This is a genomic window from Pseudomonas sp. LBUM1662 (genome assembly GCF_059695915.1).
Genome location: NZ_CP166793.1, coordinates 687,105 through 708,451, shown reverse-complemented (window position 1 = coordinate 708,451; position 21,347 = coordinate 687,105). Strand labels below are relative to the sequence as shown.

Sequence of the window (21,347 nt, the reverse complement as noted above, 5' to 3'; positions counted from 1 at the left end):
TAGGAGCGAGGCTTGCCCGCGAAGGCGTCTTCAGCAACACCAAAAATTTTAGAGTAGATGCATGACCTCGCTGAACCTCACCAATCTCGCCTGGACACCCCTGGGCCACGGCCACTGCCATCACCAGTTCCAGCTGCGTGACGCGTCCCTGCACGTGGCCGCCGGTGAGTTCGTCGGGTTGATCGGCCCCAACGGCAGCGGCAAGACCAGCCTGCTGCGCTGTGCCTATCGCTTCAGCAAACCAGAGAGCGGCGAGGTCCGGCTCGACCACCACAACGTCTGGAAACAATCCTCGCGCTGGTGCGCGCAACGCATCGCCGTGGTGTTGCAGGAGTTCCCCGACGCCTTCGGCCTGACTGTCGACGAGGTGGTCGCCATGGGCCGTACGCCGCACAAAGGCCTGTTCGACGGTGACACGCTTGAAGACCGACATCTGGCGACTCAAGCATTGGAATCCGTCGGCCTCAAAGGCTTCGAAGACCACGCCTTCGCCACCCTCTCCGGCGGTGAAAAACAGCGTGTGATCCTCGCCCGCGCCCTGGCTCAACAACCGCAAATGCTGATTCTCGACGAGCCGACCAACCACCTCGACCCGCGCTTTCAGCTTGAGCTTTTACAGCTGGTCAAACGCCTGCAGATCGGCACCCTGGCCAGTATCCACGACCTCAATCTGGCCGCCGCTTTCTGCGATCGTCTGTACGTGATCAATCACGGCCGCATCGTCGGCAGTGGCACGCCGAAAGAAGTCCTGACTGCCGAGCTGCTGCGCGAGGTGTTCGGCGTCGAAGCGCTGATCGATCAACACCCCTTGCACGGCTACCCACGAATCACCTGGATAACCCAATGATGAATTTGCGTTCCCTGCTCTGCGTCACGCTGTTGTTGGGCAGTGCCCAAGCGTTGGCCGAAACCACGAAATACCCGCTGACGATCCAGAGCTGCAACCGCGAAGTGACCTTCAAGCAAGCGCCGAAACACGCGGTCAGCCACGACATCAACATGACCCAGATGATGCTCGCCCTCGGCCTCAAGCCGAGCATGGCCGGCTACAGCGGCGTCACGGGATGGAAGTCGGTCACACCCGAGATGCAGACCATCCTCAACGGCTTGCCCGAGCTGGCAGCGAAATACCCGTCGGTGGAAACCCTGCTCAACGCCAACGTCGATTTCTTCTTCGCCGGTTGGGATTACGGCATGCGCGTGGGCGGCGACCTCACGCCACAAACGTTGCAACCACTGGGCATCAATGTCTATGAGCTGACCGAGTCCTGCGCCTTCGTCATGAAGCGTCCGCCGGCCAGCCTGAAAGACACCTACAACGACCTGCGCAACCTCGGCAAAATCTTCGACGTGCAGGATCGCGCCAATGCACTGATCGCCAACATGCAGGCGCAAGTCGCCGAGGTGCGCAAGGGTCTGCCCGCCGACAAACCGCGCGTGTTCCTCTACGACAGCGGCGAAGACCGCGCCATGACCTCCGGCCGCCTCGGCATGCCGCAGGCGCTGATCGACGCTGCGGGCGGGCGCAACATTCTCGCTGACGTCGAGGCGAGCTGGACCCGCGTGAATTGGGAAAACGTGGTCGAGCGCAACCCGCAGGTGATCGTGATCGTCGACTACGGCGAAGTCACCGCCGAACAGAAGGAACAATTCCTGCTCGACAACAAGGCGCTGCAATCGGTGGACGCCATCAAGAACCAGCGCTTCATCGTGATTCCCTACGTGCAGGCTACGCCGGGCATCGACAACGTGCTGGCGGTTGAAACCCTGGCCAAAGGTTTCCACGGCGAATGATGGATCGTCGCTATGCCTTGCTGCTGGTGATGCTCGGCGCGCTGTTGCTGGTGTCGTGCGTGGTGTCGCTCGGCTTCGGCCCGGCGCGGGTGCCGGTGGACGTGGTGTGGCGGATCTTGCTGCACAAGATGTTGGGTGTCGGCGTACCGGACTGGACCGCCGGGCAGGAACACATCGTCTGGCTGATCCGCGTGCCGCGCATGTTGCTCGGTGCGTTGGTGGGGGCGGGCTTGGCGCTGATCGGCGCCGTGTTGCAAGCGGTGACGCGCAATCCATTGGCCGACCCGCATCTGCTCGGGGTGACTTCCGGCGCCACCCTTGGCGCGGTGATCGTGGTGCTGCATGTCGGTGAAATTGTCGGCCTGCTGACCCTGCCGATCGCGGCGTTTATCGGCGCGCTGCTGAGCATGGTGATCGTGCTGATGATCGCCAATCGCAATGGGCGGCTGGACAGTGATCGCTTGCTGCTTTGCGGCGTGGCGGTGTCGTTCGTGATGATGGCGATTGCCAATTTGCTGCTGTTTCTCGGCGATCATCGGGCGAGTTCTGCAGTGATGTTCTGGATGCTCGGCGGGCTCGGATTGGCGCGCTGGGAGTTGCTGGCGGTGCCGGCCGCCAGTGTTCTGTTGGGGTTGGTGTTGCTGCTGGGAATGGCTCGGCCGTTGAATGCGTTGATGGCGGGTGAACAGACGGCGGTGACCCTCGGCTTGAATGCTCGCACCGTGCGCCTGCGGGTATTTTTGATTGCGTCGCTGATGACCGGGGTGCTGGTGTCGATCAGTGGCTCCATCGGTTTTGTCGGGCTGATGGTGCCGCACATTGCGCGACGATTAGTGGGTGCCGAACACCGTCGGTTGCTCCCGGTGTGCGTGTTGCTGGGCAGCATTTTCCTCGTCTGGGTCGACGTCGCCGCCCGCACCCTGATCGCCCCGGAAGACCTGCCGATTGGCGTCGCCACGGCAGCCATTGGCGGGCTGTTCTTCATCGGCCTCATGCGCCGCCGCTGATCCACTACATTCCCCGTATCCCCCTGTAGGAGCTGTCGAGTGAAACGAGGCTGCGATCTTTTGATCTTGATCTTTTTAAAAGCAAGATCAAAAGATCGCAGCCTCGTTTCACTCGACAGCTCCTACAGATTCCATCGCGGCGTCTGCGCCCCAATGTGGCGCACCTCGGCGCACCAGTGCATGTTCCGCGGTCCTTGATGGTGCGTCGCCCAAGCGGCGCAACCGCTCTAATACGACGTTTCCTTGTCTGCATCCGACTAGGCACAGCCTTTGCAAAACAGCCTTCAGTAGTCCGCATCTGCCAACCAGAAAAACTTCTAATGTTCATGGAGATCGCACAATGAAGCGTCGCAGCTTGATCAAGGCTTTCACACTCACGGCAAGTATTGCCGCGATGGGCATGACCTGGACTGTCCAGGCCGCCGAGACCATCAAGGTCGGGATTCTGCATTCGTTGTCCGGCACCATGGCGATCTCCGAAACGTCGCTCAAAGACATGGCCTTGATGACCATCGACGAGATCAACGCCAAGGGCGGCGTGAACGGCAAGATGCTGGAGCCGGTGGTTGTGGACCCGGCGTCGAACTGGCCGCTGTTCGCGGAAAAGGGTCGTCAGTTGCTGACCCAGGACAAGGTCGCGGTGGTGTTCGGTTGCTGGACCTCGGTGTCGCGTAAATCGGTGTTACCGGTGTTCGAAGAACTCAACGGCCTGCTGTTCTACCCGGTGCAATACGAAGGCGAAGAGATGTCGCCGAACGTGTTCTACACCGGTGCTGCGCCGAACCAGCAAGCGATCCCCGCCGTTGAATACCTGATGAGCGAAGAAGGCGGCAGCGCCAAGCGTTACTTCCTGCTCGGCACCGACTACGTCTACCCGCGCACCACCAACAAGATCCTGCGCTCGTTCCTGCATTCCAAAGGTGTGGCGGACAAGGACATCGAAGAGGTCTACACCCCGTTCGGCCACAGCGACTATCAAACCATCGTGGCCAACATCAAGAAATTCTCGGCGGGCGGCAAGACGGCTGTCATCTCCACCGTCAACGGCGACTCCAACGTGCCGTTCTATAAAGAACTGGCCAACCAGGGCCTGAAAGCCACCGACGTTCCGGTCGTGGCGTTCTCGGTCGGTGAAGAAGAACTGCGTGGCATCGACACCAAACCGCTGGTGGGCAACCTCGCGGCATGGAACTACTTCGAGTCGGTCGAGAACCCGGCGAACAAGAAATTCGTCGCTGACTGGAAAGCCTACGCCAAGAAACACAACCTGCCGGGCGCCGACAAAGCGGTGACCAACGACCCGATGGAAGCCACTTATGTCGGCATTCACATGTGGGCGCAAGCGGCTGAAAAAGCCAAGTCCACCGACGTCGACAAAGTCCGCGAAGCCCTCGCCGGCCAGACCTTTGCCGCGCCATCGGGCTACACGCTGACCATGGACAAGACCAACCACCACCTGCACAAGCCCGTGATGATCGGAGAGATCCAGGCCGATGGTCAGTTCAACGTGGTGTGGCAGACCGAAGGGCCGATCCGTGCCGAGCCGTGGAGCCCGTTCATTTCGGGTAACGACAAGAAGCCGGATTATGCGGTGAAGAGCAACTAAGCCACTGGATGTCAGAGCCTGAACAATGCGTTCAGGACTGACATACATCCCTGTGGGAGCGGGCTTGCTCGCGAATGCGGATTCACATTCAACCTTTGAGTCGCCTGACCCACCGCATTCGCGAGCAAGCCCGCTCCCACATTTAGTCCGTGCAAGGCGACTTTCTATGCCCACTGCCCTTTACCGCTTCATCCTCGCCATCGCATTTTTACTGCCGATGGCCGCGCATGCAGGCGACGCCGAAGACTTCGTCGCCGCCAACCCCGTGCAGCAAGCCAAGCTTCTGGAGTCCTGGGCCGCGCAGCCCGACCCGGCCCGTATCGAATTGATCAACGCCCTGCAACAAGGCGCGTTGACCGTCGATGGCCAACCGAAAACCCTGCGCCTGAACAATCGCCTGCGGGGTCTGATCGACACCGCACTGGCCAGCCACCAATTGCTCGCCGCCGACGCCAAAATCCGTCTGGCTGCCGCGCAGCAATTGCAGAAAAGCGCCAAACCCGCGCAGCTGAAATTCCTCGACCAGCAACTGGCTGGCGAAAAAGATGAAAGTGTCCATGGCGCATTGAGCCTGGCCCTGGCCAACCTGCAACTGGTCGACACCGATCCCGCCGTGCGCCTGGCAGCGGTGCGTCTGCTCGGTGAAACCGGCGATCCGCTGGCGCGCACCCGACTCGAAAGTCTGCTGCAACCCGGTGTTGAAGCCGACGCCACTGTGCGCACCGCCGCCGAAACCAGCCTCGCGCAAGTCAAACGCAAACTGCTGATCGGCGAGATGCTCGGTCAGGCTTTCAGCGGTATGTCATTGGGCTCGATTCTGCTGCTCGCGGCATTGGGGCTGGCGATCACCTTCGGCCTGCTCGGCGTGATCAACATGGCCCACGGCGAAATGCTGATGCTCGGCGCGTACTCGACCTACGTGGTGCAGCTGATGTTCCAGCGCTACGCACCGCAAGCCATCGAGTTCTACCCGTTGATCGCCTTGCCGGTGGCGTTTTTTGTCACCGCCGCGATCGGCATGGCTCTGGAACGCACGGTGATTCGACACCTCTACGGCCGCCCGCTGGAAACCCTGCTCGCGACCTGGGGCATCAGCCTCATGCTGATTCAACTGGTACGACTGATGTTCGGCGCGCAGAACGTTGAAGTGGCCAACCCGGCGTGGTTGTCGGGCGGGATTCAGGTGCTGCCGAATCTGGTGCTGCCGTACAACCGCATCGTGATTATCGCCTTCGCCCTGTTTGTGGTGGTGCTGACCTGGCTGCTGCTGAACAAGACGCGCCTGGGTTTGAACGTGCGTGCCGTCACCCAGAACCGCAACATGGCCGCCTGCTGCGGCGTGCCGACCGGGCGTGTGGACATGCTCGCGTTTGGCCTCGGCTCAGGCATCGCCGGGCTCGGTGGCGTGGCGCTCAGCCAGATCGGTAACGTCGGCCCGGACCTCGGTCAGAGCTACATCATCGACTCGTTCCTGGTGGTGGTGCTCGGCGGCGTCGGGCAGTTGGCCGGTAGCGTCCTGGCCGCGTTCGGCCTGGGCATCGCCAACAAGATTCTCGAACCGCAGATCGGCGCCGTGCTCGGCAAGATCCTGATCCTCGCGCTGATCATTCTGTTCATCCAGAAGCGTCCGCAAGGCCTCTTCGCACTGAAAGGACGGGTGATCGACTGATGAACCAGCCCCTGCTCGTTACCGCCACACAAAAAGCCGGACCCAAAGTCACGATCGCGGTTGGCGCGGTGATCCTCGTTCTGTTGCTGGCGTTGCCGCTACTCTCGCTGCTACCGCCCGTCAGCGTTTTTCACGTCTCGGCCTACACATTGACGCTGGTGGGCAAGATTCTTTGCTACGCCATCGTCGCCCTGGCGCTGGATCTTGTCTGGGGTTACGCCGGCCTGCTGTCCCTCGGCCACGGTCTGTTCTTTGCCCTCGGCGGTTATGCGATGGGCATGTACCTGATGCGCCAGGCGTCGGGCGATGGCTTGCCGGCGTTCATGACCTTCCTGTCGTGGACCGAATTGCCGTGGTACTGGACCGGCACCAGCAGCTTCCTGTGGTCGATGTGCCTGGTGGTATTAGCCCCGGGTTTGCTGGCGCTGGTCTTCGGATTTTTCGCCTTCCGCTCGCGGATCAAGGGCGTGTATTTCTCGATCATGACCCAGGCCCTGACCTTCGCCGGAATGCTGCTGTTTTTCCGCAACGAAACCGGGTTTGGCGGCAACAACGGCTTCACCAACTTCCGCACGATTCTTGGCTTTGGCATCACCGAACCGGGCACCCGCGCGGTGTTGTTCTTTGCCACAGTGGTGTTGCTGGTGGCGAGTCTGTTCATCGGCTGGCGCCTGGCGCAGAGCAAGTTCGGCCGGGTGCTGACGGCGCTAAGGGATGCGGAAAACCGTCTGATGTTCTGCGGTTACGATCCGCGTGGTTTCAAGCTGTTCGTGTGGGTGTTGAGCGCGGTGTTGTGCGGTCTGGCCGGTGCGCTGTACGTGCCGCAAGTCGGGATCATCAACCCGAGTGAGATGTCGCCGACCAACTCCATTGAAGCCGCCGTTTGGGTCGCCCTCGGTGGTCGCGGCACGCTGATCGGTCCGCTGCTCGGAGCGGGGGTGGTCAACGGGATGAAGAGCTGGTTCACCGTGGCCTTTCCCGAGTATTGGCTGTTCTTCCTCGGCGCGCTGTTCATTGTCGTGACCTTGTATTTGCCCAAAGGCGTGATCGGCCTGCTGAAAAAAAGAGGTGAGCAATGAGAGTCACTGCGACGGCTGAATTCATGCTCGAACCGGCGTTTTTCCCCGTAGAGCCCAACAAGGATGCCGGCAGCAGCCGCGACGCCATCGGCCTCGGGCAACGTGTCGGCCCCGGCCTGGACACACGCCACGGCACGATCCTGACCCTGGAAGACATCAGCGTCAGCTTCGATGGCTTCAAGGCGCTCAACGATCTGAACCTGTACATCGGCGTCGGCGAACTGCGCTGCATCATCGGCCCCAACGGCGCGGGCAAGACCACGCTGATGGACGTGATCACCGGCAAGACCCGCCCCAGTCACGGCAAAGCCTGGTTCGGGGAAACCCTGGACCTGACGTCGATGAGCGAAGTACAGATTGCCCAGGCCGGCATCGGTCGCAAGTTCCAGAAGCCGACGGTGTTCGAAGCCTTGAGCGTGTTCGAGAACCTGGAGCTGGCGCAAAAAACCGACAAGTCGGTGTGGGCCAGCCTGCGGGCTCGCCTCAGTGGCGAACAGAAAGACCGCATCAGCGAGGTGCTGGAAACCATTCGCCTGACGGCCTCGGTCAATCGCCCGGCGGGGTTGTTGTCCCACGGTCAGAAGCAGTTTCTGGAAATTGGCATGTTGCTGATGCAGGACCCGCAACTCTTGTTGCTCGACGAGCCGGTGGCGGGCATGACCGACGCCGAAACCGAATTCACCGCCGAGCTGTTCAAGAGCCTGGCCGGCAAGCATTCGCTGATGGTGGTGGAACACGACATGGGCTTCGTCGGCTCCATCGCCGACCACGTCACCGTGCTGCACCAGGGCAGCGTGCTGGCGGAAGGGTCGCTGGAACAGGTGCAGGAAAACGAGCGGGTGATCGAGGTTTATCTCGGTCGATGATTTTGCTCCCGTAGGAGCGAGGCTTGCCCGCGAAGCTTTTGGCGTCCTTGAGGTCCCCTTCGCGGGCAAGCCTCGCTCCTACACGGGATTTGAGGGGAATTTGAGATGCTGCAAGTCGACAAGCTGCACCAGTATTACGGCGGTAGCCACATCCTGCGGGGCCTGACGTTTGACGTGAAGGTCGGGGAAGTCACGTGTCTGCTGGGGCGCAACGGTGTGGGCAAGACCACCCTGCTCAAGTGCCTGATGGGTTTGCTGCCCGCCAAAGAGGGCGCGGTGAATTGGGAAGGCAAGCCGATCACCACGTTCAAGCCGCACCAACGGGTGCATGCCGGGATCGCTTATGTGCCACAGGGACGCGAGATTTTCGGCCGGCTGACTGTCGAAGAAAACCTGCTGATGGGCCTGTCACGATTTCCTGGTGCTGAAGCCAAGGAAGTCCCGGCGTTCATCTACGAACTATTCCCGGTGCTGCTGCAAATGAAGCAACGACGCGGCGGTGACTTGTCCGGCGGCCAGCAACAGCAATTGGCGATCGGTCGCGCACTGGCCAGTCGTCCACGGCTGTTGATTCTCGACGAGCCCACCGAAGGCATCCAGCCGTCGGTGATCAAGGAGATCGGCATGGTCATCAAGAAGCTCGCAGCCCGGGGCGACATGGCGATTCTGCTGGTCGAGCAGTTCTACGATTTCGCCGCCGAACTGGCCGACCAGTACCTGGTGATGTCCCGGGGCGAGATCGTGCAGCAAGGTCGCGGTGAAAATATGGAAGCCGAAGGTGTGCGTGGTCTGGTAACGATCTAATCTGCAGCGTCCTGACGATAATTAGAAACCATGAATTTACCTCTCCCCACTGCCCTGTTTACCCCGAGCTGGCACGCCGAGCTGGAACTGGGCTACGCCCGCTTCGGCGACAGCACGCGCCCGGTCCAGCGTCGACACAAAGGCCCGCTGCGGGTGCAGAAGCACCTGTATGCCGAAGGGCCCGAGGTGTGCCAACACATCATCGTTCACCCGCCGGGCGGCATTGCCGGCGGTGATCGGCTGGATATCAGCGCCAGCGTCGGCAGCCAGGCCTGGGCACAAATCACCAGCCCGGGTGCCGCCAAATGGTATCGCGCGGCGGGGCCCGCCTATCAGCAGCTGAAGTTGAAAGTGGCGACCGGTGCGACACTGGAATGGCTGCCGCAAGAGACGATCATCTTCAGCGACGCTCAGGCCGAACTCAGCACCGCCATTGATCTGGAGGGCGACGCCCGGTTGTTTTACTGGGACGTTGTGGCCCTGGGCCGGCCGGCCAGTGGCGAGCGCTTCGACCTCGGTCACTTTCAGGCGCAACTGGATATCCGCCGCGACGGCCAGTTGCTCTGGCACGAACGCCAGCGCATTGTCGGGGATGATGGCTTGCTCGACTCGCCGATTGGCCTGGATGGACAACCGGTGTTTGCGACGTTGCTGGTGACGGGGGACATCGACAGTGATTTGCTGGAGCGCTGCCGTTCGCTGCCCCATGACGTGCGCGGAGATCTGACCCAATTGCCGGGGCTTTTAGTCGCCCGCTGCCTGGCCAGTGAAGCGCTTTTGGCGCGGGGCTGGTTAATCGATTTGTGGCGTTTGCTGCGGCCTGCGTTACTCGGCCGAGAAGCCCTCCCACCCAGAATATGGAGCACTTGAACACCAATACCCTGTAGGAGCGAGGCTTGCCCGCGAAGAACGATTACGCGGTCTCCCCGTTAAACCGAGGCGCACCCTTCGCGGGCAAGCCTCGCTCCTACGGAAAGCCTTTTTTATCTGCCCAGATGGATTCCAACGATGGACCTGACCCCACGCGAAAAAGACAAGCTGTTGATCTTCACCGCCGGCCTCGTGGCCGAGCGGCGTTTGGCGCGCGGCGTGAAACTCAATTACCCGGAAGCCATGGCCTACATCTCTGCGGCGCTGCTCGAAGGCGCTCGCGACGGTCAGACCGTGGCGGAGCTGATGCACTTCGGCACCACCCTGCTCAGCCGCGAACAAGTGATGGAAGGCATCCCGGAAATGATCCCGGAAATCCAGGTAGAGGCGACGTTCCCCGACGGCACCAAACTGGTCACCGTTCACCAACCCATCGCCTGAGGACGCGTCATGAGCTATCAAATTCGCGATGCGCTGCACGCCGACCTGCCGGCGATCCGCGACATCTACAACGACGCCGTACTCAACACCACGGCGATCTGGAACGAACAGGCCGTGGACCTGGGCAATCGTCAGGCCTGGTTCAGTGCCCGGCAAGCCCAGGCCTATCCGATCCTGGTGATTGTCGACGGTGATAACACGGTGCTGGGCTACGCTTCATTTGGTGACTGGCGGCCGTTCGACGGTTTCCGCCACACCGTCGAGCATTCTGTTTACGTACGTAGCGACCAGCGTGGCAATGGTCTTGGTCCGCAATTGATGACGGCGCTGATTGAACGCGCCAAAGGCTGCGACAAACATGTGATGGTCGCCGCCATCGAAAGCGGCAATGCCGCCTCTATTCGCCTGCATGGACGAGCCGGTTTTGTGACCACCGGGCAGATGCCACAGGTGGGCACCAAATTCGGCCGCTGGCTGGACCTGACCTTCATGCAACTGACCCTCAATCCTGGCGCGGAGCCGCCGCCCGCCCACAAGGAGTAATTGCCGATGAACGCTGCTCAACTGCGCCGCGTCAATGTTGAAAGCTTTGCGCACTATCGTCAGGGTTTGATTGATTTGCTGCTCGACGCCGTCGGCTATGGCGCCAGTGTCGGGTTCATGGCCAATCTGGATGCAACCCAGGCCCGCGCCTATTTCGATGACGTTCAGGACAACCTGAACAAGGGCAACGTGCTGCTGTGGGTGGTGGTCAAGGACGAGCAAGTGCAGGCCAGCGTGCAGCTGACGCTGTGCCAGAAAGCCAATGGCCTGAACCGGGCTGAAGTGCAGAAGTTGCTGGTGCGTGAACATGCGCGCCGCCGGGGGCTGGGCCAACAGTTGATGAGCGCGCTGGAACAGGCCGCGCTCCAGCACAAACGCGGCATGCTCTTCCTCGACACCGAAGCCGGCTCCCCCGCCGAGGACTTTTACAAAGCCCTGGGTTACACCAAAGCCGGTGAAATCCCCGACTACGCCTGCGACCCGAGCGGCCAGTACAAACCGACCGCCCTCTACTACAAGATTCTTCAGGGAGCCCATTGATGATTCCCGGTGAATACCAGATCCAGCCCGGCGACATCGAACTCAATGTGGGCCGCCGCACTGTCAGCCTGAAAGTGGCCAACAGCGGCGACCGGCCGATCCAGGTCGGCTCGCATTACCACTTCTTCGAAACCAACGACGCCCTGACTTTCGACCGCGCGGCCAGCCGCGGCATGCGCCTGAACATCCCCGCCGGCACCGCCGTGCGCTTCGAGCCGGGGCAGAGTCGCGAGGTTGAATTGGTCGACCTCGCCGGACATCGCCGGGTGTTCGGGTTTGCCGGCAGGATCATGGGCGACCTCGATTAAAGATCAAAAGATCGCAGCCTCGTTTCACTCGACAGCTCCTACAGGACCGCGTGCAACCACGCACTTGCGTGAACACCTGTAGGAGCTGTCGAGCGGAGCGAGGCTGCGATAGCGAGCTATGCGAGCGGTCTCAAACACAATTGAATCTCAAGGCATGCGCATGAAAATCTCAAGACAAGCCTACGCCGACATGTTCGGCCCCACCGTCGGTGACAAGGTCCGTCTGGCCGATACCGAGCTGTGGATCGAAGTGGAAAAAGACTTCACCACCTACGGCGAAGAAGTGAAATTCGGCGGCGGCAAAGTCATCCGCGACGGCCAGGGTCAAAGCCAGCTTTTAGCCGCCGAAGTCGTCGACACGGTGATCACCAACGCACTGATCATCGACCACTGGGGCATCGTCAAAGCCGATGTCGGCCTCAAGGACGGACGCGTCGCTGGCATCGGCAAGGCAGGCAATCCAGACGTGCAGCCGAACGTGACTATCGCCATTGGCGCCAGCACCGAAGTGATCGCCGGGGAAGGCATGATCCTCACCGCCGGCGGCATCGACACCCACATCCACTTCATCTGCCCGCAGCAGATCGAAGAGGCACTGATGAGCGGCGTCACCACCATGATCGGTGGCGGCACCGGTCCGGCCACCGGCACCAATGCCACCACCTGCACGTCCGGGCCGTGGCACCTGGCGCGCATGCTCCAGGCTGCCGATGCGTTCCCGATGAACATCGGTCTCACCGGCAAGGGCAACGCCAGCCTGCCGGAACCGTTGATCGAGCAGGTCAAGGCCGGCGCCATCGGCCTCAAGCTGCACGAAGACTGGGGCACCACGCCAGCGAGCATCGACAACTGCCTGAGCGTCGCCGACCAATACGACGTGCAGGTCGCAATCCACACTGACACGCTGAACGAGTCGGGCTTCGTCGAAACCACCCTCGCCGCCTTCAAGGGCCGCACCATCCACACCTATCACACCGAAGGCGCGGGTGGCGGACACGCACCGGACATCATCAAGGCGTGCGGTTTTGCCAACGTGCTGCCGAGCTCGACCAACCCGACTCGGCCGTTCACTCGCAACACCATCGACGAACACCTCGACATGCTGATGGTCTGCCACCACCTGGACCCGAGCATTGCCGAAGACGTGGCCTTCGCTGAAAGCCGCATCCGCCGCGAAACCATCGCCGCCGAAGACATCCTGCACGACCTCGGCGCGTTCTCGATGATCAGCTCCGACAGCCAGGCCATGGGCCGTGTCGGCGAAGTCATCACGCGCACCTGGCAGACCGCCGACAAGATGAAAAAACAGCGCGGCCCACTGCCGGGCGATGGCGAGGGCAATGACAACTTCCGCGCCAAACGCTACATCGCCAAATACACCATCAACCCGGCGATCACCCATGGCATCAGCCATGAAGTGGGTTCGGTCGAAGTGGGTAAATGGGCGGATCTGGTGCTCTGGCGCCCGGCGTTTTTCGGCGTCAAACCGACACTGATCCTCAAGGGCGGTGCCATTGCGGCGAGCCTGATGGGCGACGCCAACGCCTCGATCCCGACGCCGCAACCGGTGCACTACCGTCCGATGTTCGCCAGCTACGGCGGCTCGCTGCATGCCACCAGCCTGACGTTTATCAGCCAGGCCGCGCAGGAGGCCGGTCTGCCTGAAGCCCTGGGTTTGAAGAAGAAAATCGCAGTGGTCAAAGGGTGCCGCGAGGTGCAGAAAACCGATCTGATTCACAACGACTATTTACCGGACATTGATGTCGATCCGCAGACCTACCAGGTCAAGGCTGACGGCGTCCTGCTGTGGTGCGAACCCGCGGATGTGCTGCCGATGGCCCAGCGCTACTTCCTGTTTTGATGTCCGGTCAGGCATAAAAAACCCGGCACGAAGGGCGTCAATCTTCGTGCCGGGGTGGCTGTATCGTCAGGTCAATCAGTTACCCGGTTCGACCGTAAAGGGAATCTCCACCCTTTGCAGCTTCGCCCGATCCATCGCCTGTTGAGTCAGGGTTTTGAGCAGTGTCTTGATCTCGGTGTTGATCGAGTCCAGCTCGACGCAATAGGCGTCGTCAGTCATGACCTGCCCCGGGGCAATCTCGCTTTCCGGTTTATCCAGCTCTGCGGCGAGCACCCTCAGTTCCTCTTTCAGGCCGGCCTTTGCCTCAGGCGAAAGATCCGGTTCGGTCGCGCGCTTATCAAGCGCCATGTAAAACTCCGTCGTTGCATCGATTCGGCGTCGGAAGACCTTGAACGCGCTGCGATTCGAGCCCTGGACATAAGACGCCCAGAAGGGCTGCCCAACGATGGAATCACGCAGCAAATCCCCGGATTCCAGGTCCAGCACACGCCGATAGGCACTCTCAATCATCGCAGGCGTGACGCCGGAGTGCGTACGAAACTGCAAGTCACGGGATTGCCAAGGCAAGTCCAGTCGCTCCGCCAAGTCCGTCATGTAGCCCAGATGCACCTCGACCTCATCGATGGTCCCCGAAACCTGGCCATTGGCATCGACTGCCCTGAATTGCTCACCGCTCTCCAGTCGTTCGGCGACCACTTTGTGGGCAATCCGGCTCAACTCATCCAGACGGGATTTGCCTCTGGCAAGCTGAACCAGGTCGGCCTCCACCAGGCTTGGACTCGCCAGCGCATAAGCTTCGTGGATCAGCACCTCCACACCCATGGCATTGAACAACTGCGCCCCGGCATCCACACACTGGGTGACCTCGTCCTTGCCCATGACAAACAGATTGCGCCGCAAGCCACTGTCCTTGGACATCGCTTCCAGCATTCGCCAGAGCTTGCTCGTCATGTCCACTCTGAATGCGCGGTCGCTTTTGAAATGGCTGGACTCAGTGAGCTTCCTGATCTGATTGAAAAAAGACACCGAACCGGATTCGTCCTCGACACTGTTCCATATCGCCTGTTTGGCGACCCAATCTGATCGAGTCAGGCCTTCCTCCCAATCAAGGCTGTCGCGCACACCACGGGGCGGATACGGACGATCGGGGTCCAGGCCGACGGACCTGATGTAGTTTCTGAGTGTGTTCAGAGTATCGGCCGACATCCACTGCGGGTCCCGACTCACTACCGTCCGTGCCAACAATTCTGCCCCGACAGAGCCGGGCGTAGCGCGAGGGATTACCGTCAGTTCATTGCGTTGCAGATTCAAGTAAAAATGCCGGAAGCGGGGTTGAGAAAACAATCCGTCCGGCCAGGTATCAATACCCGTCTCACCCAGCATCACCGTATGCAGCATGCGCATACCGCCGATATCCGGCACTCGACCCAGCGTGTTTCCCTGAAGATCCAGACTTTGGAGCCGGGTAAGCCATCTCAAATACGTAGCTCCCTGCGCATCCAGCACAATGCGGTTATCGCCGAGGTACAACTCGGTCAGCCCACGCATTCGCCCCACGGCACGGGGAAATTGCGTGAGCCGGTTGCCGGTAAGGTTGATCGAACGGAGTTGGGGGAAATGATCAAGAAAGGAGACGTGTGCGTCGGTCATTTCAGTGCCCAGCAAGTTCAGGCAGGTCACGTGTTGAAAATTGGCTTCCAGAGGCGGCATGGTCCCCAAGTGCCGCCCCATGGGCATATCTCTGAGGTCAAGCACTGTCCCCTGCAGATTTCCGAATGAATCCACATCCCTGGGTCCGGTTTGCTGCCAGCACTGCCGAATGGCCTTGTAGAGTTTGTTTCTGGACTGCCATTCGGCAACGCCGGAAGGGCTGAACCTGTACGCTTCCATCGGCGAATTCAGCCAGCGCTGAAAGTTGGCGTTGAGGCGGTTGAATTCCGCTTCCAGTGCGCTTGCACGCTGCTCCGGATTCGCTTCGCTGCCACCGCCGTCCAGATAAGCCTGGGCCTCAACCTCCGTCCACCCGGGCCGCACGCTCCTGACTCGCTCCTGTAGCGTCAGTCGTCCGGTGAGCCGCCGAATGCCATGAGTTAACGGCATACCGCCGCGCAACTTCATGGTCTCGGGATCATAGGCAGGCTTGCGCAAAGGATTTTGAGCAAGCATCGGCCTGAACGTGTCTCGCGCCAACGGTGCATTTTGAACGGTACGTTTGAGTGTCGCGCCTTGATTGATCTCATACCCCAGTGCTTTACGTTCGGCGTCAGGCAGGGCATGCAGTACCGAGGAAAACAGGTCATCGGCACCGTGCAGGTGATCGTCTTCAGCACTGCGTGTTTCATAACCCTCATCCGTGCTGACCAGGATTTTGCGCACGGACGCGTCTTCGGCACCCATGCTGTCACGCAAGTGGCCAGTGAACGAATGTTCGCGAATTTCGATGCGCACATCGCTGGGCCAGCCTGGCAAGGTTTCAAGGGTACGCAGCGCCAGCCTTTCCGTATCCGCAGCATGCAGGGAATCAAGGAACAGCCCTTCATAGGCGCGCGCCAGGCGCACCTCCAGCAAGGCGGTGCGTACCTGTTGCCTGAGGTGCAGGCCAATACGCTTGTGTTCGGCAAGTACTCGCAAGTCGGCCGGATCAGCGGCGGCCAGCAGCTCCTCGGCCACGCGAGTGGGCAATTGCGCAAAAGCATCCTGAAGCACCAGCACGCCAGCGTTGTTTGAACGCGGCAAACCGTGCTCGGGCAGCTTCCCCGTATCCGCCCATGCCTTGAACCGATCGATAGTGTCGACCAGCAACGCCGGTGGCGCTTCGTTTTCGACGTGCAGGCGTCGCAATACGTCGGCTTCGACCCCACTGGCGATGCGGTTGCGTTCAAGCGTCGCCTCATCGAACGTTTCGCCCTTCGCCCCCAATCGACACATGAGTTCGGCGGTGGTCCATTCGATGGGATGGTCGAGTTCGGTGTGCCAGGCACCGGCATTGTTGTGCTCGAGTTTTGGCTGGTAAGCCGTCGGACGCTGCGGATGACGGATTCGCGGTTCGCCCGTGAGTGGATCGTCTTGCACCGCGAAGGCCTTGCCGTCGCGCGACAGGAACTCCTGGTCGTTGTGCAGGTGAAGGCCGCGTTCATTTGGCTTCGAATCAGGGCTCAAACTGACGGGATGCTCGTACGCGCTCAAGTCCGGGTTCCACAAACGGGTCTTGCCGTCAGCGAGTACGACTGGCTTCAACTGGTCGACAAAAGGCGAAGGCTTGACCGCTGCCGCTGCGCCCGCCGGCAAGACATGCCCTGCCGCCATGATTGCCAGCTGGGCAGCATTGATCAGGACACCGGTCAGGAGTGCCGCCGCCTCTTCCTTGTCGCCCTTGCTCCAGTCTTCGATGCCCTCCATGGTTTCAAGCAGCATTTGCCCGACCATGATGCCCAGCATGGCTTCTCCCAGGCCCGGCACCAGCATCGCGCCAAAGTTGAACACGTTCCAGCCGATGTTCAGATAACTGTTCAGTCGCCTCCAGCGAACATTGGCATCTTCATCACCCGTGGGAACGGCAATGTGTCGCGAATCCGCGATGGCCTTGTCACAGCGCCATCGACCGAGCTGAGGCCAGAGTGCGCCCTCAATCACATTGGTGATCGGCTCCGCATTGGGGTTTTCAACTGCAGTTTCGCGCCACCAGGGCCCCATGCTCAACGGTTCGCGCTGATGCCAGGTAAAGGTATTGAAGCGCTCCCTTACGCGAGCGAAAAACCCGCCCTTGTCTTTTTGCGGTACGAATCGGCTGAAAAATTGTTGATAGTCCGACGAGCGAAGCTGGCTCGTCAGCTCCTTCATGAAATCGGTGAAGGAGGCATATTCTTTCAAGGGATGATCAGGGTCGTCGGGCACGTAGGCGATCAGGGTCCCGTCCAGTCGACTTTGTTTGTCGATATCGTCCCTGCGCAGCATCTCTTCAACAACACCGGAAGGACCATTGGAAAAAAACGCCTTGAGCAGTTTGAACTGGTCAAACTCCTGCCCGGGCAAGATATCCAGTTTGCGCGACCACTCCAGCATTGTTCGTTGATGTGTTGGAACCAGTTCGTCATAGATTTGTTTGATTTGCTTTGGATCAGCCACCGCACTGAACAACACGATGCCCGACAGTTTCACACCCAACAGGGACAATCGATGAGCGTGTAACTGGCGATTATTCAGCGTGATGTTCGCCTGACTATCCCGCAGTTGCTGTAACTTGCCATACGCATAAGAAGTAATAGTCCCTTTCAAATACGCAATCATCGCTGATTCATTGAACGCAGCCTTTTCGGTGCCGATAAAGTGCTGCTCGATGGACGCCTTCGCATCAACCCCGGCGGGGTTCAGCAAACCGTTAATGTGCCGCTGATACTGCGCACCGAGATCCAGATTCCGGCAGAGGCTGGCAAAGCTCTCGAGGGTCAGCGAATGGCGTTTCGGGGCCCCTTCGGCATCGGTGGTGAAAATACCGGAGCCATCGCGAAAAGCGCCTGCACGGGTTTCAGCGTCCTCGAAGTTGTGCAGCGCAGCCTCCAGCAGGGTGGACTGCCTGAGCCGGCTGGTATGGGTGTCGATGCCAAAACCCAGGAGCGCGGGAATATAAAGCCGCACCGTCGTTGCGTGGACATCCAGTGTCAGGTTCAGCTTTTCTTTCAGCGCTTTAACGAGCAAGGGTTTAGCGAATGCATGGATGTCCTTTTGTAAATCACCCAGGGTGTTATCCAGACTGTCTTGCAATCGCCAACGCTCATCGATGAGTTCCTTGAGATAGAGACGATCGATGGCGCTGGCCTTTACGTACCACTCGGGGAAGTCCGGCTTCAGATCTGCAGTCGATACCCGTCTCGCCAGGGACGCTTTTTTAATGACGCCGGGAACTTTAGTTGCAAGATAATTCGCATAAATGTTCTCGCCGGCGTTTACTTCTGGATAAACATCAACAAGTGGATCGTCTGAAAATTCATTCATTGCGCATATCCTTATGCGGTCAATAGAGCACCCAGCTTATTCAATGCCGGCAAAAACAAAAGTCCAAATAATTGCTGCAAAACAGCGACAAAACACACAACAACATCCAACTTCAGAATCTAAACAATAACTAAATACCACCCGCACAAAGCACAGGCATGATCCGGTTTGTCAGCGGTAGTTCTTACCCATCGGTAAAGAGGCTAAGATGCCCAGAATTTCCAGTCAGGTAACGGCCATGCGCTTATCCGAATTCATCAGGCAACACGTGGACCGTATCGTCGATGAATGGGAACAGTTCGCCAGAACGATCACCCCGGCCGCCGAAAACATGGACCGGGTCGCCCTGCGCGATCACGCCAAGGCGATTTTGTTGGCCGCGGCGCGAGACATGACCACCGCGCAAACCACCCGCGAACAGATGGCCAAGGCCAAGGGTGAAGGCCCGGAAAAAACCCCGAGCCTGGACGAGGCCGGCGCCAGTCATGGGGAATTGCGGCACACCGTGGGCTTCGACCTGGTGCAGATGACCAGCGAGTTCCGCCACTTGCGGGCCTGTGTGATTCGGTTGTGGGTCGGCAGCCTGGAGTCGCCGGACCTGGCCTACTTCCAGGACATGATCCGTTTCAACGAAGCGATCGACGAAGCCCTTGCCGAATCGACCGCTGCTTATGCCGAACAGGTCAATCGTTCGCGGGACATCTTTCTGGCGATACTCGGGCATGACCTGCGCGCACCGTTGCAAGCGGTGAGCATGTCCACCGAACTGCTTCTGCGCAAAGCCACGCTGGAAGGCGATGCGCTGGCCTGCGCGGTCAACATCAAGCACGGCGCGCGGCACATGGCGGCGATGGTCAGTGATTTGCTCGAACTGGTACGCAGTCGTCTGGGTAAAAGCCTGCCGATCGAACCGGCGCCCATGGACCTGGCCAATGCCGTACAGGCGGCGATAGCCGAAGCCTGCGCTGGTAATCCGGAGTGCGATCCGACGGTCAACGTGGTGGGCGACCTGCGAGGTGTCTGGGATGCCGGACGGGTGAGACAACTGTTGCAGAACCTGATCGGTAACGCTTTACAGCATGGTTTGAACAAACGTGATGTGACGCTGACCCTGACAGGCGAGCCAGACACGGTGCGCCTGACGGTGCATAACTACGGCGCTCCGATTTCCGAAGACGCGATCGGCACGATTTTCGATCCGCTGGTGCGCAGCGCAGACGAGGAACTCGGTCAGCCCTCCACCAGCCTTGGCCTGGGGTTGTTTATCGTCAAGGAAGTGGTCGATGCGCACGGCGGGACGATTGAGGTAACGTCCAGTGAAGCGGATGGCACGCTGTTTACCGTGGTGTTGCCCCGCAAGGCCTGAAACCGTTATAGGAGCCGGGGTGTGGTGGGGTTACTCGACCACCAACCGCCCCAACCGCTGCTTGAGCATCCGGTTCTCGGCCCGTAGCTGCTGAACTTCTTCCAGCAGGTCCAGCGCCAGGGCGACGCCTTCCCACTCCAGTTCCAGATCGCGCCGCAGCTTGGCGGCGCGCTTGGCCAGGGCCAGTTCATAATCGTTGAAACGCCAATCCTTGGGCTGCTCGCCCTGAGGTTCGAGGATGCCGTGCTCGACGATTTCGATCACGTAGACGTCCGACAGGTCGGTCGCCTCACAGAATTCTGCCATGTCCAGTTGAACGATCAGGGGGTTGCTCATGATGGGCTACTCCGTCTCTTGGATCAGAAATTTTCTCTCGGGTTGAACGCCGCTTTTTCTGCCAGTTGCTGCCACAACGCCTTGACCTCATCGCTCGAGGTCTTGGGCATGACCGCCTTCAATTGCACGAACAGATAGCCGCGCTCGCCCGCCTTGTTCAGCAGACCGTGTCCCTTGGCGCGCATGCGCTGGCCATTCTGGCTGCCGGCCGGCACCTTGAGGTTGATCTTGCCTGTCAGTGTAGGCACTGCCACTTCGGTGCCCAGCGCCAGTTCCCACGGTGCCAGCGGCAAGGTGATGATCAGGTTCTCGCCTTCGACGTCGAACTTGGGGTGCGGCGCAAAGCGAATGATCAGGAACAGGTCGCCATTGGCGCCGCCACCGACACCCGGCGCACCCTGGCCCTTGAGGCGGATGCGCTCACCATCGGTCACGCCGGCCGGAATTTTCACGTTAAGGCTTTTGCTGGTGTTGCTGACGTGCTGGCCGGCAGCGTTGTACTGCGGCACCTGGAAGGTGACCTTCTTCGACTCGTTCGAAAGAGTTTCTTCCAGGAAAATCCCAAGTTCCATTTCCACGTCTTGCCCTCGACGCCCGGCGCTGCGGCCTGACTGCCCACCACCAAAACCAGGACCACGGTTGCCGAAGATCGAACTGAAGAAGTCCGAGAAATCGCCCGTGTCCTGACCGCCACCGAAACCACCGCCGCCACGACCCTGCCAACCCGGCGGCCCCTGGAACGGTTGGCCATGCTGGCCATATTTGCGCAAGTCGTCGTATTCGGCGCGTTTGTCGGCGCTTTTCAGCGCTTCATAGGCTTCCGAGGCGTCCTTGAACTTGGCCTCGGCGTCTTTTTCCTTGCTGACATCGGGGTGGTATTTGCGCGCCAGCTTGCGATAAGCCGCCTTGATCGTCTTATCGTCCGCGGTCGGTTCCACACCGAGAATCTTGTAATAGTCTTTGAAGTCCATCTAAGGATCACCATCCGTTATCGATATCGCGCCGCCACCGGCAGTCTGCGCTCTTTGGCAGACGGCGGGTTGACCGATCTCAAGGTTGTGACCGGGCAGCGCATCAGAAGTTTATCGGCAGCGGTGGACGGTTCTTGCGACCGTCCAGGGGCTGCCAGCTGCAATGCAGACAAGTTTGGGGCATCTCGCCATCTTTACAAGGCGCCAATCACCGAGATTTAGCGGATAGTCGGCCTTCGAATATTCGCCGCACTGACATACACTGCGCGGCCGTTTTTTAACCGGAACTCGAAA

General features: G+C 60.1%; 18 protein-coding genes. 15 read left to right on the top strand and 3 right to left on the bottom strand.

The annotated features are described in order from the left end of the window. The first annotated feature begins 61 nt into the window (after positions 1–61). From ACA049_RS03080 to ureC, 14 genes are all read left to right on the top strand, one after another. Positions 62–847, top strand: coding sequence for an ABC transporter ATP-binding protein (locus tag ACA049_RS03080; protein WP_497333035.1), 786 nt, complete (start codon positions 62–64; stop codon positions 845–847). Then, positions 847–1,794, top strand: a complete 948-nt coding sequence (locus tag ACA049_RS03075) for an ABC transporter substrate-binding protein (RefSeq protein ID WP_497333033.1) — start codon at positions 847–849, stop codon at positions 1,792–1,794. The genes ACA049_RS03080 and ACA049_RS03075 overlap by 1 nt, the downstream gene beginning before the upstream one ends. Further along, entirely contained in the window at positions 1,791–2,801 is a 1,011-nt protein-coding gene (locus ACA049_RS03070; protein WP_497333031.1) for a FecCD family ABC transporter permease, read from the top strand. Before ACA049_RS03075 ends, ACA049_RS03070 begins: the two co-directional genes overlap by 4 nt. Positions 2,802–3,141: 340 nt before the next feature. Further along, positions 3,142–4,407, top strand: coding sequence for an urea ABC transporter substrate-binding protein (gene urtA, locus ACA049_RS03065; RefSeq protein ID WP_150712331.1), 1,266 nt, complete (start codon positions 3,142–3,144; stop codon positions 4,405–4,407). Between the two features lie 166 nt (positions 4,408–4,573). Next, the gene (urtB, locus tag ACA049_RS03060) at positions 4,574–6,076 is read left to right on the top strand and encodes an urea ABC transporter permease subunit UrtB (RefSeq protein ID WP_497333028.1); all 1,503 of its coding nucleotides are present in this window, start codon (positions 4,574–4,576) and stop codon (positions 6,074–6,076) included. Next, positions 6,076–7,155 carry an urea ABC transporter permease subunit UrtC gene (gene urtC / locus ACA049_RS03055; protein WP_497333026.1) on the top strand — a complete coding sequence of 360 codons (1,080 nt, stop codon included), beginning with the start codon at positions 6,076–6,078 and terminating at the stop codon, positions 7,153–7,155. Before urtB ends, urtC begins: the two co-directional genes overlap by 1 nt. Continuing rightward, positions 7,152–8,021, top strand: coding sequence for an urea ABC transporter ATP-binding protein UrtD (gene urtD, locus ACA049_RS03050; RefSeq protein WP_497333024.1), 870 nt, complete (start codon positions 7,152–7,154; stop codon positions 8,019–8,021). The genes urtC and urtD overlap by 4 nt, the downstream gene beginning before the upstream one ends. A 105-nt stretch (positions 8,022–8,126) precedes the next feature. After that, entirely contained in the window at positions 8,127–8,825 is a 699-nt protein-coding gene (urtE, locus tag ACA049_RS03045) for an urea ABC transporter ATP-binding subunit UrtE (RefSeq protein WP_497333022.1), read from the top strand. Positions 8,826–8,855: 30 nt separating this feature from the next. Next, entirely contained in the window at positions 8,856–9,695 is an 840-nt protein-coding gene (locus ACA049_RS03040; protein WP_497333020.1) for an urease accessory protein UreD, read from the top strand. 138 nt (positions 9,696–9,833) lie between these two features. Next, positions 9,834–10,136, top strand: coding sequence for an urease subunit gamma (gene ureA, locus ACA049_RS03035; RefSeq protein WP_007907366.1), 303 nt, complete (start codon positions 9,834–9,836; stop codon positions 10,134–10,136). Positions 10,137–10,145: 9 nt separating this feature from the next. After that, a complete protein-coding gene (locus ACA049_RS03030; RefSeq protein ID WP_497333018.1) occupies positions 10,146–10,679 on the top strand; it encodes a GNAT family N-acetyltransferase in 534 nt (177 codons plus the stop codon). A 6-nt stretch (positions 10,680–10,685) separates the two neighbouring features. Beyond that, the gene (locus tag ACA049_RS03025) at positions 10,686–11,219 is read left to right on the top strand and encodes a GNAT family N-acetyltransferase (RefSeq protein ID WP_497333016.1); all 534 of its coding nucleotides are present in this window, start codon (positions 10,686–10,688) and stop codon (positions 11,217–11,219) included. Beyond that, positions 11,219–11,527, top strand: a complete 309-nt coding sequence (locus ACA049_RS03020; RefSeq protein WP_109627750.1) for an urease subunit beta — start codon at positions 11,219–11,221, stop codon at positions 11,525–11,527. Before ACA049_RS03025 ends, ACA049_RS03020 begins: the two co-directional genes overlap by 1 nt. Positions 11,528–11,687: 160 nt before the next feature. Further along, a complete protein-coding gene (gene ureC, locus ACA049_RS03015) occupies positions 11,688–13,388 on the top strand; it encodes an urease subunit alpha (protein WP_497333014.1) in 1,701 nt (566 codons plus the stop codon). Positions 13,389–13,463: 75 nt separating this feature from the next. On the opposite strand, the gene ACA049_RS03010 is transcribed toward ureC, so the two are convergent. Continuing rightward, positions 13,464–18,380 carry a dermonecrotic toxin domain-containing protein gene (locus tag ACA049_RS03010; protein WP_497333012.1) on the bottom strand — a complete coding sequence of 1,639 codons (4,917 nt, stop codon included), beginning with the start codon at positions 18,378–18,380 and terminating at the stop codon, positions 13,464–13,466. A 238-nt stretch (positions 18,381–18,618) separates the two neighbouring features. Between ACA049_RS03010 and ACA049_RS03005 the strand changes: the two genes are divergently transcribed. Beyond that, a complete protein-coding gene (locus tag ACA049_RS03005; RefSeq protein WP_497333010.1) occupies positions 18,619–19,746 on the top strand; it encodes a sensor histidine kinase in 1,128 nt (375 codons plus the stop codon). Between the two features lie 30 nt (positions 19,747–19,776). Here ACA049_RS03005 and ACA049_RS03000 read toward each other — a convergent pair whose 3' ends face one another. After that, positions 19,777–20,082: a chaperone modulator CbpM gene (locus tag ACA049_RS03000; RefSeq protein ID WP_497333008.1), complete on the bottom strand. Its 306-nt coding sequence runs from the start codon at positions 20,080–20,082 to the stop codon at positions 19,777–19,779. A gap of 23 nt (positions 20,083–20,105) precedes the next feature. Next, a complete protein-coding gene (locus ACA049_RS02995) occupies positions 20,106–21,053 on the bottom strand; it encodes a DnaJ C-terminal domain-containing protein (RefSeq protein ID WP_497333006.1) in 948 nt (315 codons plus the stop codon). Between the last annotated feature and the right edge of the window lie 294 nt (positions 21,054–21,347).

Coding starts and splice junctions, on each gene's coding strand:
- ACA049_RS03080 (WP_497333035.1), top strand. CDS start 62: ATGACCTCGCTGAACCTCACCAATCTCGCCTGGACACCCCTGGGCCAC.
- ACA049_RS03075 (WP_497333033.1), top strand. CDS start 847: ATGAATTTGCGTTCCCTGCTCTGCGTCACGCTGTTGTTGGGCAGTGCC.
- ACA049_RS03070 (WP_497333031.1), top strand. CDS start 1,791: ATGATGGATCGTCGCTATGCCTTGCTGCTGGTGATGCTCGGCGCGCTG.
- urtA (WP_150712331.1), top strand. CDS start 3,142: ATGAAGCGTCGCAGCTTGATCAAGGCTTTCACACTCACGGCAAGTATT.
- urtB (WP_497333028.1), top strand. CDS start 4,574: ATGCCCACTGCCCTTTACCGCTTCATCCTCGCCATCGCATTTTTACTG.
- urtC (WP_497333026.1), top strand. CDS start 6,076: ATGAACCAGCCCCTGCTCGTTACCGCCACACAAAAAGCCGGACCCAAA.
- urtD (WP_497333024.1), top strand. CDS start 7,152: ATGAGAGTCACTGCGACGGCTGAATTCATGCTCGAACCGGCGTTTTTC.
- urtE (WP_497333022.1), top strand. CDS start 8,127: ATGCTGCAAGTCGACAAGCTGCACCAGTATTACGGCGGTAGCCACATC.
- ACA049_RS03040 (WP_497333020.1), top strand. CDS start 8,856: ATGAATTTACCTCTCCCCACTGCCCTGTTTACCCCGAGCTGGCACGCC.
- ureA (WP_007907366.1), top strand. CDS start 9,834: ATGGACCTGACCCCACGCGAAAAAGACAAGCTGTTGATCTTCACCGCC.
- ACA049_RS03030 (WP_497333018.1), top strand. CDS start 10,146: ATGAGCTATCAAATTCGCGATGCGCTGCACGCCGACCTGCCGGCGATC.
- ACA049_RS03025 (WP_497333016.1), top strand. CDS start 10,686: ATGAACGCTGCTCAACTGCGCCGCGTCAATGTTGAAAGCTTTGCGCAC.
- ACA049_RS03020 (WP_109627750.1), top strand. CDS start 11,219: ATGATTCCCGGTGAATACCAGATCCAGCCCGGCGACATCGAACTCAAT.
- ureC (WP_497333014.1), top strand. CDS start 11,688: ATGAAAATCTCAAGACAAGCCTACGCCGACATGTTCGGCCCCACCGTC.
- ACA049_RS03010 (WP_497333012.1), bottom strand. CDS start 18,380: ATGAATGAATTTTCAGACGATCCACTTGTTGATGTTTATCCAGAAGTA.
- ACA049_RS03005 (WP_497333010.1), top strand. CDS start 18,619: ATGCGCTTATCCGAATTCATCAGGCAACACGTGGACCGTATCGTCGAT.
- ACA049_RS03000 (WP_497333008.1), bottom strand. CDS start 20,082: ATGAGCAACCCCCTGATCGTTCAACTGGACATGGCAGAATTCTGTGAG.
- ACA049_RS02995 (WP_497333006.1), bottom strand. CDS start 21,053: ATGGACTTCAAAGACTATTACAAGATTCTCGGTGTGGAACCGACCGCG.